Source organism: Arenimonas sp. (assembly GCF_041913985.1).
Classification (GTDB): domain Bacteria; phylum Pseudomonadota; class Gammaproteobacteria; order Xanthomonadales; family Xanthomonadaceae; genus Arenimonas.
Map to the genome: position 1 here is coordinate 129,557 of NZ_JAYSEG010000001.1, position 10,005 is coordinate 139,561.

Sequence of the window (10,005 nt, forward strand, 5' to 3'; positions counted from 1 at the left end):
ATCCGGTCAGGGCTGGCGGAGAAGCTCGCCAACCCTGGCCAGTTGCTCCGCGCGGTAGTTGTACGACATCGCCGCCCCGCTGTCCCCCGATGGTTCATCGGCACGGCGGACTTCCGGGGAGAAGTGGGCCGAGTACGCGTGGATGGGCGAAACCACGGCCAGGTCCACGGCATCGGGCACGCGGTTGAACAGGTGTGCGTGCAGCGCCATGGCCTGCAGCAGCGTCAGGTCCGGGCCCGGGTGCATGCCGTCGCTGGCGAACCAGGCGAGCTTGGCATGCGCTGCCAGGCCGGCTTGCAGGCGCGGTGCGATCGGGACGAAGGCCATGCCGGCGTTGCTGGCTGCCTCCGCCTCCGCCGCTACCAATGCTTCCGAACTGGCAGGATCGCCCTGGTAAGTGCCCAGCAGGACTGGGGTCGCGCCATGCTCCCGAGCGAGCCGTGCGAGCGATTCGAGCGCCGCCCGGGCCTGCACGCACGACTCCGGACCGAACGCGCACAGGTAATCGCCCCCGCGCTCCTGCAGCACCAGTGTCCGGTATTGGCCCGTGGCCAAGGCGCCAGCCACGGAGCCGTCGGCCACGCGATCGGACAGGGTGGCGCCTCCGGTGGCGATCATGTCGGCCTGCAGGGGGTGGCCCTCCTTGCTGGCGAGGGCCTCCAGCACGGCCGGCAGGTTTCCTGTGTAGACCAGGCTGTTGCCCACGAAGAGCACGCGGTGCGGCGCGCCGGAAGTGGACCCCAGTGCGTCGCGCGCCAGTGGTGAAAGCGATACCTTGCCGAGGCAGGCATCCGCGACGACCAGCCCCGGGCGAAGGATCTCGATGCCGCTCGGGCAGGCCAGGTTGATTCCCAGGTCGCGGGGGCCGCACGAGGCTGCGACGCAGTTCCACGCCTCGCCACCCGTGTGATGCAGCGTCAGAACGCTCGTCGTCATGCCCTCGTCCATCAGAGCCTGGCCGAGGGTGCCACGCCCCTCGCCGAGCGCCAGGTGGCCGTTGCCGGTGAGCAGGAGCACGGGCATGTCGCCACGGCCGCCGCGTCCTGCGAGGATTCGTTCCAGCGCCTGGGTAGCGAAGTCGTGCCGTTCGCCGCTGCGCAGGTCGATCCCGATGACGGATGCCTCGCCGGCAGTCTCGAGCGACATCAGGTCGCGGATCAGCTCCAGGCGAGCCAGGCTGGCCCGGCCGTCCGGGTTCTGCGCCCATGTGTCGGATTCAAGCAGCACGGCCAGGCGGTCGGATTCGGGGGCCCGGAGGGCGCGCCGGGCAGCGTCCACTGCGTCGGGCGGCAGTTCAAGGCCTACCAGGACGGGAGGTTCGCTCCTGCGCGCGGCCTCGCAAACCAGGTCGAGGAAGGCCCGGGGATGTTCGCGGGTGCCGTGCAACTCGCCCACCAGCGTGACTTCCTGGCCAAGCAGGCCCTCTGCCATTTCCTGGATCGGGCTTGTTGCGCCCGCGCAGGCGTCCGGCATTTGAGGGGCGCCCCCGCAGCCCGCCGCGAGCATGGCCGAGACCAGCAGGGTGGCCGCGGCCCGGATTGCGCGCATCAGGCGCCACCGAACGTGGAGATCAGCAGGAAGACCAGCGAGGCGATCCAGGAGATTCCGAGGTAGAACTTCAGCTCCTGCGCCGTGAGGCTGGCCGCGAACCATCCGAACAGGAAGAAGGATTTCCAGCCTTCGAGGGTGATGGCGCCGTCGAGGAAGACCACCCAGTAGCAGAAGGCCGAGTAGGCGGCGAAGCTCAGGAATGCCAAGGGGATCCTCCGCGGGTCCGGTTCATTGCTGCAGTTGGTCGGAGCCGTTGATGAAAAGGCCGACCGGGCTGAGCTCCTCGCCGCGTCGGGTGACGGTCAGGCGCATGTCGCCATTCTTGAAGGAGCCGCCGGAGAGCCGCACCTTGAAGTTGAGGTGGTAGTAATCACGGCCGTTGTCGCTGCCGGCCAGGACGGCGCTGGAGTAGGCGAAATCGTCGACCTGGCCGATCAGCGAGTACAGCTTCTCCATCTGCGCGTCGAACTGCTCCCGGCCCAGCTGCGTGCGGGCCAGGCTGTCGAACCTGGCGTAGAGGCCCGCGTTGTCCTTGGCGTTGTAGCGATCGAGGACCCTCTCCGCCAGCTGCAAGGCTTGCGCCTCATCGATCTCGGGCGACGCGGCGGCCGACGGCGTCGCGGCGTCGGCCACGGCCACAGCCCCCGGGCGAAACGCGCCGTAGGCGGCCACGGCCAGGTTTAGAGTGAGCAGGCCGATGATGGCGTAATCAAGCAGTGGCGATCGTTCGGATTTCATGCCGCGTTGTCCTTGGTCCGGAGGGCTGCCCGGCTCCGGGCATGGCTCCTTTCCGGATACATCCGGCACCCGCGGCCGTCAACGAGAATCTTCCTCAGGCTTCCTCGGCCGGGACGAGCAGCACCAGGTCGGTGGCGCCCACGTCCACGCCGCACTGGAACAGCAGCGTCGACACCTGGCCGCGGTGGTGCGTCTGGTGGTTGAAGAAGTGCTGGAGCAGGCCGCCGAAGTTGCGCCGGGCCGGGACCCCCGCCAGGCTGCGGTAAGCGAGGCTCGCGGCGAAGTGCGCGGGAAGGAGTTCGGCGACCCAGCGCTCGATGAGCTCGTCCAGGGCGCGCCGGTACTCCCGCAGACCCGCCAGGTCGGGGGCCAGCGGCTGGGACAGCGCCGAAGGCTGCGGGAACGCGGAGAGCCCGGCGAGCGCGGCGAACCCGGCCTCATGCGCGGCGAACCGGTGCAGCCAGATCGTGTCGGCTACGGCGATGTGGTTGAGCGTACCGAGGATGGAGCCGAAGAAGGCGCCCTTGTCCGCCGCCAGCGTTTCGGCATCGAGCGTGGCGGCGGCGTCGTACATCCGCTCGTTCATCCAGCGATTGTATTGCGCCATCAGGGCGGCGGTCTGCGGTGTCATGGCTGTCCTAGGAAACCAGGAAGTCGAAGATCTTCGATCCTGCGCCGACGTTCGTCCGGTACAGCTCGGTGAAGCCGCAGTTTTCGCAGCTGACCGCGGTGAAGCGGTTGGTGGAGATGTCGAAGGCGGCGGACAGGAAACCGCCCTCGGCGCGCATCTCGTTGCGGCTGTATTCGGTGCCGCCGCATTTGGTGCATTTGAACGAGCTCATGGACTCTCCTTCGTGGGACGGTCTTGATCAGGCGGCAGGCTGGTGGCTCACCGGGTCTCCCGGCGCAGCGCCGCGGCGCCGGCGTGGTGGCCGAAATGCTCCGCTTCCTCCAGCGCCGTCGCGTAATGGTCGATGCGGGTGCGTGCCTGCGGGTCGGCGCCGGCGGCGAGAAGCAGGCGCACCGCTGCCGCGTTGTCCAGGCAGGCGGCCTGGTGCAGGGCGGTGTAGTCGTTGACGCCGCGCTGCCGCGGGTTGGCGCCGTGGCGGAGCAGGAGCGCCACGCGCCCGGCGGCATCGGGCTGGGTCGTGCCCAGCGCCGCGAACAGGGGCGGGAAGCCGTCGTCCACGACCTCGTTGGGGTCGGCGCCCAGCGCCAGCAGCTGTGCCACCAGGCCGATCGGCGCGCGGTAAAGCGCATTGATGAGACAGCTCGTGCCGCAGTCATCGCGGGTGTGGGGGAAGTCGGCCGGGTGGCCCAGCGCGGTGCGCAGGCCGGCCAGGTCGCCGCGGGCGAAGGCGGCGTCGATGTCGAGGACGGGGTGGGGCATGCCGGGCCATCGTGTGGCGGTCGGCCAGGGTGGTCAAGTGCCCGCGCGATTGCCCGCCGTCGGCCCGCGGAACGCCCGCGAAAAGCCAGATATCCTGCCCATGCTTCCCGCCGGGCCGCCCCGCGGGCGGGCGGCGCGGATACCGGGAGAATCCAGATGACGACCACGATGGAAAATACGACGCACACCGGCCACCGGCTGCGGCCGCTGGTGTGGGGTGGCGCGGCGGCCTTGCTGCTGCTGCCGGCCGTGGCGATGCAGTTCACCGAGGAAGTGCAGTGGGACGGCTTCGACTTCCTGGTCATGGGCGGCATGCTGCTGGCCGTGTGCCTGGCCTACGAAACCGCGGTGCGGTTCGCGCGCAGCAACGCCTGCCTGGTGGCGGCCGCCATCGCCGTGGGCGCGTCCTTCCTGACGGTGTGGGCCAACCTGGCGGTGGGCATCATCGGCAGCGAGAACAACCCGGTGAACGACATCTTCTTCGGCGTCGTCGCCGTGGCTGTCGTGGGTGCGCTGCTCGCCCGCCTGCGACCGCGCGGGCTGGCCTGGGCCATGCTGGCCACGGCCGTGGCGCAGGTGGCGGCGTGCCTGTATGCCTGGCTCGGCGGGCACGGCCACGTATTCGTATTCACCGGCGTGATGTGCGGGCTGTGGCTCACCGCCGCGCAGTTGTTCCGGAATTCGGCCAGCGCCTGAAGCCAGGCGCCGGCCGTTCGCCTGCTCAGGCCGTCTCGACCCGGTCCACCTTGGTGAAGCCACGCGGCAACAGGTTGCCGCGGCTGGCGCGGCTGCCTTCGTAGGCCTGCAGGTCGCGCCAGCTGAGCACCAGCTTCTGGCGGCCGGAATAGATGGTGAGCTCGCCGCCCTGCTTCACGCTGGCGATGGCCACCACCTTCTCCTCGCCCGACTTGAGCTTGGCCGGCGGGATCTGCACCAGCTTGTTGCCCTTGCCCTTGTCGAGTTCGGGCAGCTCGGCCAGCGGGAAGGCCAGCAGGTGGCCGGCGCTGGTGATGGAAACGATGAAGTCGGTCTTCGGGTCGTTCACCGGCACCGGGGCCAGCAGCTCGGCGCCGTCGCCGGCGTTGATCAGCTGCTTGCCGGCCTTGTTGCGGCCGGTGAAGTTCTCGAAGCGGGTGACGAAGCCGTAACCGTGGCTGGAAGCCAGCACGTAGCGGGCATCGTTGTCGGCCACCGCCAGGCCGATGAAGGAGGCGCCCGCCGGCGGCGAGAAGCGGCCGCTCAGCGGTTCGCCGTTGCCGCGCGCGCTGGGCAGGCTGTGCGCCAGCGTGGAATAGCTGCGGCCGGTGGAATCGACGAAGGCCACCTGCTGGGTGCTGCGGCCGCGCGCGGCCTGCAGCAGGCCGTCGCCGTCGCGGTAGCTCAGCGCCGCCGCCTCCACGTCGTGGCCCTTGGCGCTGCGAATCCAGCCCTTCTTCGACAGCACCACCGTCACCGGCTCGCTGGGCACCAGCTCGGTTTCGCTGATGGCCTGCGCGGCCTCGCGCTCGACCAGGGGCGAACGGCGCTCGTCGCCGAACTTCTTCGCATCGGCCAGCAGCTCGTCCTTCACCTGCTTCTTGAGCTTGGCCTTGCTTCCCAGGATGCCGATGATCTTCTCGCGCTCCTTCGCCAGCTCGTCCTGCTCGCCGCGGATCTTCATTTCCTCGAGGCGGGCCAGCTGCTTGAGCTTGGTGTCGAGGATGTAGTCGGCCTGCTCCTCGCTCAGGCCGAAGCGCGCCATCAGCACCGGCTTGGGCTCGTCCTCGGTGCGGATGATGCGGATCACCTCGTCGAGGTTCAGGAAGGCCACCAGCAGGCCTTCGAGCAGGTGCAGGCGGCGCTCGACCTTGTCCAGGCGGTGGCGCAGGCGGCGCGCCACGGTGTCGGTGCGGAACAGCAGCCACTCGCCCAGGAAGTCGCGCAGGTTCTTCACCTGCGGCCGGCCGTCGAGGCCGATGATGTTGAAGTTCACCCGGAAGCTCTTCTCGAGGTCCGTGGTGGCGAACAGGTGGCCCATCAGGCCTTCGAAATCGACGCGGTTGCTGCGCGGCACCAGCACCAGGCGCACCGGGTTCTCGTGGTCGGACTCGTCGCGCAGGTCCTCGAGCCAGGGCAGCTTCTTGGCGCGCATCTGCTGCGCCACCTGCTCCATGATCTTCGAGGGCGAGACCTGGTAGGGCAGGTTGGTGATGACGATGTTGGCGTTCTCGCGCGACCAGGTGGCGCGGGCGCGCACGCTGCCGCCGCCGGTCTCGTAGATGGCGCGCAGGTCGGCGGCGGGCGTGATGATCTCGGCGCCGGTGGGGTAGTCGGGGCCGCGCACGTGTTCGCACAGGTCGCGCACGGTGGCGTCGGGGTCGTCGAGCAGGCGCACCGCCGCGCTCACCACCTCGTTCAAGTTGTGCGGCGGGATGTCGGTGGCCATGCCCACGGCGATGCCGGTGGTGCCGTTGAGCAGCAGGTGCGGCAGGCGCGCCGGCAGCCAGCTGGGCTCCTGCAGGGTGCCGTCGAAGTTGGGCACCCAGTCCACCGTGCCCTGGCCCAGTTCGCCCAGCAGCACTTCGGCGATGGGCGTGAGCTTGGACTCGGTGTAGCGCATGGCCGCGAACGACTTCGGGTCGTCGGTGGAGCCGAAGTTGCCCTGGCCCTCGATCAGCGGGTAGCGGTAGCTGAAGGGCTGGGCCATCAGCACCAGCGCTTCGTAGCAGGCGCTGTCGCCGTGCGGGTGGAACTTGCCGATCACGTCGCCGACGGTGCGCGCGCTCTTCTTGGGCTTGGCGGTGGCGCCCAGGCCCAGTTCGCTCATGGCGTAGATGATGCGCCGCTGCACGGGCTTGAGGCCGTCGCCCAGGAAGGGCAGGGCGCGGTCGAGCACCACGTACATCGAGTAGTCGAGGTAGGCGCGCTCGGCGTATTCGCGCAGCGGGATCTGCTCGAAGCCGTGGAAGGCGGGGCGGGCGGGTTCGGTCATGCTCGGCGGGGCTCGGTGCAGCGGGGGAAGACCCCGGATTCTACCGACCCCGGGCGGTCACGGCTCGGCCAGTGCGTCGCCCCACTGGCGGGCGCGGCGGGCGTCGGCGTCGCCAGCGTAGGCCGGGTCGTCGGCCAGCACGCGGTTGCGGCCGGCGCGCTTGGCCCGGTAGAGCGCGGTGTCGGCGCGGCGGAACAGGGATTCGGCGTCGTAGCCCCGTCCGGGATCGGCCACCGCCACGCCGATGCTCACCGACAGGCCGGGCATGGGCGGATCGTGGTCGGGGGCGCGCCAGACCACGTCGAAGCGCATGCGCTCGGCCAGGGCCTCGGCGGCGGGCAGGTCCAGGCCTTCGCAGGCCACTAGGAACTCGTCGCCGCCGAAGCGGCCCAGCAGGTCGTCGCTGCGCAGCTTGCCGCGGGTGATGCCGGTGACCAGCCGCAGCGCCTCGTCGCCGGCGAGGTGGCCGTGCTGGTCGTTGATGGCCTTGAAGTTGTCGAGGTCGAACACCAGCAGGGCCACGCTGCGGCCATGGTTGGCGGCATGGGTGAGCAGCGCGCCCAGTTCGGCGGCGAAGGCGTGGCGGGTGAGCGCGCCGGTGAGCGTGTCCACGCTGACGCGTTCGCGCAGGGCGCGGTGTTCGCTTTCCAGCGCCTGCTGGCGGGCGCTGATCTGGTGCTTTTCGGCGCGCAGGCGGCGTACGTGGCGCAGCACGCGCACCAGGCCCCAGAGCAGCAGCAGCGTGGGCAAGGCGAGCGCCAGGAGCCAGCGGGGCAGCGTGGCCGCGGTGGCCGCCGGCGCGGCCGGGGCTTGCGGCGCGGGCGCCGTGGCCGGTGCCGGCGATTCGAGCGCCATGAAGCGCTCGCGCGCCGCGCCCTGGCGCCGGGCCTTGTCCGAGGCAAGGCGGCCGATGTCCTCGAGCGCGGTCATGCGTTCGCGGGCTTCGTAGGCGCGCTTGCTGGCGGCCAGGGCCTCGGCGGTCATGCCCAGGGCCGAGTAGGCCTTTTCCTGCTCGATGGACACGTCCTGGCGCAGGCGGTCGAGCTGCAGTTCCTCGCCGATGGCCAGCGCGTCGGCCAGGGGCGCCAGCGCCTCGCGGTGCCGGCCCAGGCTGACCAGCGCGAAGCCTTCTGCGAAGGCCAGGTCGGACTCGAGCACGCGCTCGCGGATGCTTACGGCCGTGGCGCGCGCCTCGCGCAGCACCGCCAGGCCTTCGTCGCCGCGGCCCACGGCCACCAGGGCCTGGCCGCGCGCCAGCCCCGCCAGGCCGGCGCCGATGGGGCTGCCGGTGCGCGCGAACGCGGCGGTGGCGGCCTCGGCGTCGGCCAGGGCGCCGGCATGGTCGCCCTGCAGCCGCAGCACGCTCGAGCGCAGCACCAGGTTCAGGCCAAGCGGGAAATCGGGCGGCGCCTCGCCCATCAGGCGGATGGCTTCGTTGACCCCGCGCAGGGCGGCGTCGTGGTCGCCGAGGTTCATGAACAGGCGCGCGAGCGAGTAGTAGCTCTCGGACTGGTCAAGCGGCTTGCCGTCCTGGAGCAGGATCTCCAGCGCCGAGACCTGCAGCTCGACCGTCTCGGCGTAGCGGCCGCGCACTTCCAGCACGCGGCTCAGGCCGCGCTCGCCCACGGCCACGCCGCGGCGGTCGCCGATGGCCTTCCACAGCGCGATGGCTTCGCGGAACCGCGTTTCCGCCTCGTCGGGGCGGCCGCTGGCGTGCGCGGCCAGCGCCAGGCCGAAATACGAAGCGGCTTCCTCGCGGCGGTTGCGCCAGGCGCGGGCGTCGGCCAGGGCTTCGTGCTCGATCGTCTCGAGCGCGGCGATGTCGGCGCGGCGGTAGGCCTCGTCGCTGAGCACCGACAGCGCGCCGGTACGCTGGCGGCGGAAACCAGCGGCGCCGGCGACGTCGGCGAGGCGACGCCAGTACGCCGTGTGGTCCGGCGATTGAGCGGCGCGGCGCAGGCGCGCCTGCCAGCCCAGGGCCTTCACGCGGCCGGTGTCGCCGCCGGTGGCGGCGGCCAGGGTGCGCAGCCAGGGTTCGGCGGCGGCCTGGAAGGCCAGCAGCTGTTCGCGGGCGGCGGGGTCGGGGGCGGGCTGCGCGAGGGCCGGTAGCGCCAGCGCGAGCGACAGCAGCAGCGCCAGCGGGGCGCGGGAAAGGCGGGGGGTGGCAGGCCGGGCCCGGGAATCCATTGCCCGCACCATAGCGGCTTGCCGCCGGCCCCTCCAGCCCCGGCTTAGGCCGGGGTGGCCTGCTCCTGCTGCTGCAGGCGCCACATGCGGGCGTAGTGGCCGTCCTTCGCCAGCAGGGCGGCGTGGCTGCCGCGTTCGAGCACCACGCCCTTGTCCAGCACCAGGATCTCGTCGGCGTCCATCACCGTGGACAGGCGGTGGGCGATGACCAGGGTGGTGCGGCCCACCGCGATGCGGTCGAGTTCGTCCTGGATGGCCTGCTCGCTGGCCGAGTCGAGCGCCGAGGTGGCCTCGTCGAAGATCAGGATGGCCGGGTTCTTGAGCAGGGCGCGGGCGATGGCCACGCGCTGCTTCTCGCCGCCGCTGAGCTTGAGCCCGCGTTCGCCCACCTCGCTGTCGTAGCCGTCGGGCAGGGACAGGATGAAGTCGTGGATGTGCGCTGAGCGCGCCGCGGCCTCCACCTCGGCGTCGCTGGCGCCCGGGCGGCCGTAGCGGATGTTGTAGCGGATGGTGTCGTTGAACAGCACCGTGTCCTGGGGAACGATGCCGATGGCGGCGCGCACGCTGTCCTGGGCCAGCTCGCGCAGGTCCTGGCCGTCGATGCGGATGGCGCCGGACTGGATTTCGTAGAAGCGGTAGAGCAGGCGCGAGAGCGTGCTCTTGCCGCTGCCCGAATGGCCCACCACCGCCAGCGTGCCGCCGGGCGGGATGGAGAAGCTGACGCCGTGCAGGATCTCGCGGCGGCCGTCGTAGCCGAAGCGCACGTCCTCGAAGTCCACCCGCGGCTGGTGCGTGACCAGGGCGCGGGCGCCCGGGCGGTCGCGCACCTCCTGGGCTTCGTCGAGCAGGCCGAACAGGCGCTCGATGTTGGTGATGGCCTGCTTCACCTCGCGGTAGACCATGCCCAGGAAGTTCAGCGGCGCCGAGAGCTGCAGCAGGTAGGCGTTCACCAGCACCAGGTCGCCCAGGGTCATCTCGCCGGCCACCACGCCGGCCGCCGCGCGCCACATCAGCGCGGTGATTCCCACGGCGATGATGGCGCTCTGGCCCAGGTTCAGCACGGCCAGCGACTTGAGGCTCTTCACCGTGGCCTCTTCCATCTGGCGCAGGTTGTCGTCGTAGCGCCGGGCCTCGTGGTCCTCGTTGTTGAAGTACTTCACCGTCTCGT

Annotated in this window: 10 protein-coding genes; 1 reads left to right on the top strand and 9 read right to left on the bottom strand. The window is 70.8% G+C overall.

Annotation, left to right across the window (positions count from 1 at the left end):
- Positions 1–6: 6 nt before the first annotated feature.
- The 6 genes from ACE3Q2_RS00675 to ACE3Q2_RS00700 form a co-directional block, all read right to left on the bottom strand.
- Positions 7–1,548 carry a hypothetical protein gene (locus ACE3Q2_RS00675; protein ID WP_374472017.1) on the bottom strand — a complete coding sequence of 514 codons (1,542 nt, stop codon included), beginning with the start codon at positions 1,546–1,548 and terminating at the stop codon, positions 7–9.
- Positions 1,548–1,757 carry a hypothetical protein gene (locus ACE3Q2_RS00680; RefSeq protein ID WP_374472019.1) on the bottom strand — a complete coding sequence of 70 codons (210 nt, stop codon included), beginning with the start codon at positions 1,755–1,757 and terminating at the stop codon, positions 1,548–1,550. The genes ACE3Q2_RS00675 and ACE3Q2_RS00680 overlap by 1 nt, the downstream gene beginning before the upstream one ends.
- A gap of 22 nt (positions 1,758–1,779) precedes the next feature.
- Positions 1,780–2,289: a hypothetical protein gene (locus ACE3Q2_RS00685; RefSeq protein WP_374472021.1), complete on the bottom strand. Its 510-nt coding sequence runs from the start codon at positions 2,287–2,289 to the stop codon at positions 1,780–1,782.
- Between the two features lie 94 nt (positions 2,290–2,383).
- The gene (locus tag ACE3Q2_RS00690; protein ID WP_374472023.1) at positions 2,384–2,920 is read right to left on the bottom strand and encodes a DinB family protein; all 537 of its coding nucleotides are present in this window, start codon (positions 2,918–2,920) and stop codon (positions 2,384–2,386) included.
- Between the two features lie 7 nt (positions 2,921–2,927).
- Positions 2,928–3,131 (bottom strand): zinc ribbon domain-containing protein, encoded by a 204-nt coding sequence (locus ACE3Q2_RS00695; protein WP_374472025.1) that lies wholly within the window; start codon positions 3,129–3,131, stop codon positions 2,928–2,930.
- A gap of 47 nt (positions 3,132–3,178) precedes the next feature.
- Positions 3,179–3,679, bottom strand: a complete 501-nt coding sequence (locus ACE3Q2_RS00700; protein WP_374472027.1) for an ankyrin repeat domain-containing protein — start codon at positions 3,677–3,679, stop codon at positions 3,179–3,181.
- 156 nt (positions 3,680–3,835) lie between these two features.
- Between ACE3Q2_RS00700 and ACE3Q2_RS00705 the strand changes: the two genes are divergently transcribed.
- The gene (locus ACE3Q2_RS00705; protein WP_374472029.1) at positions 3,836–4,375 is read left to right on the top strand and encodes a hypothetical protein; all 540 of its coding nucleotides are present in this window, start codon (positions 3,836–3,838) and stop codon (positions 4,373–4,375) included.
- 25 nt (positions 4,376–4,400) lie between these two features.
- Here ACE3Q2_RS00705 and parC read toward each other — a convergent pair whose 3' ends face one another.
- The 3 genes from parC to ACE3Q2_RS00720 form a co-directional block, all read right to left on the bottom strand.
- The gene (gene parC / locus ACE3Q2_RS00710) at positions 4,401–6,650 is read right to left on the bottom strand and encodes a DNA topoisomerase IV subunit A (protein ID WP_374472031.1); all 2,250 of its coding nucleotides are present in this window, start codon (positions 6,648–6,650) and stop codon (positions 4,401–4,403) included.
- A 57-nt stretch (positions 6,651–6,707) separates the two neighbouring features.
- Positions 6,708–8,837 (bottom strand): diguanylate cyclase, encoded by a 2,130-nt coding sequence (locus ACE3Q2_RS00715; RefSeq protein ID WP_374472033.1) that lies wholly within the window; start codon positions 8,835–8,837, stop codon positions 6,708–6,710.
- Between the two features lie 44 nt (positions 8,838–8,881).
- Positions 8,882–10,005 (bottom strand): ABC transporter ATP-binding protein/permease (locus tag ACE3Q2_RS00720; protein ID WP_374472035.1); only part of this gene is annotated, 1,124 nt, incomplete at its 5' end.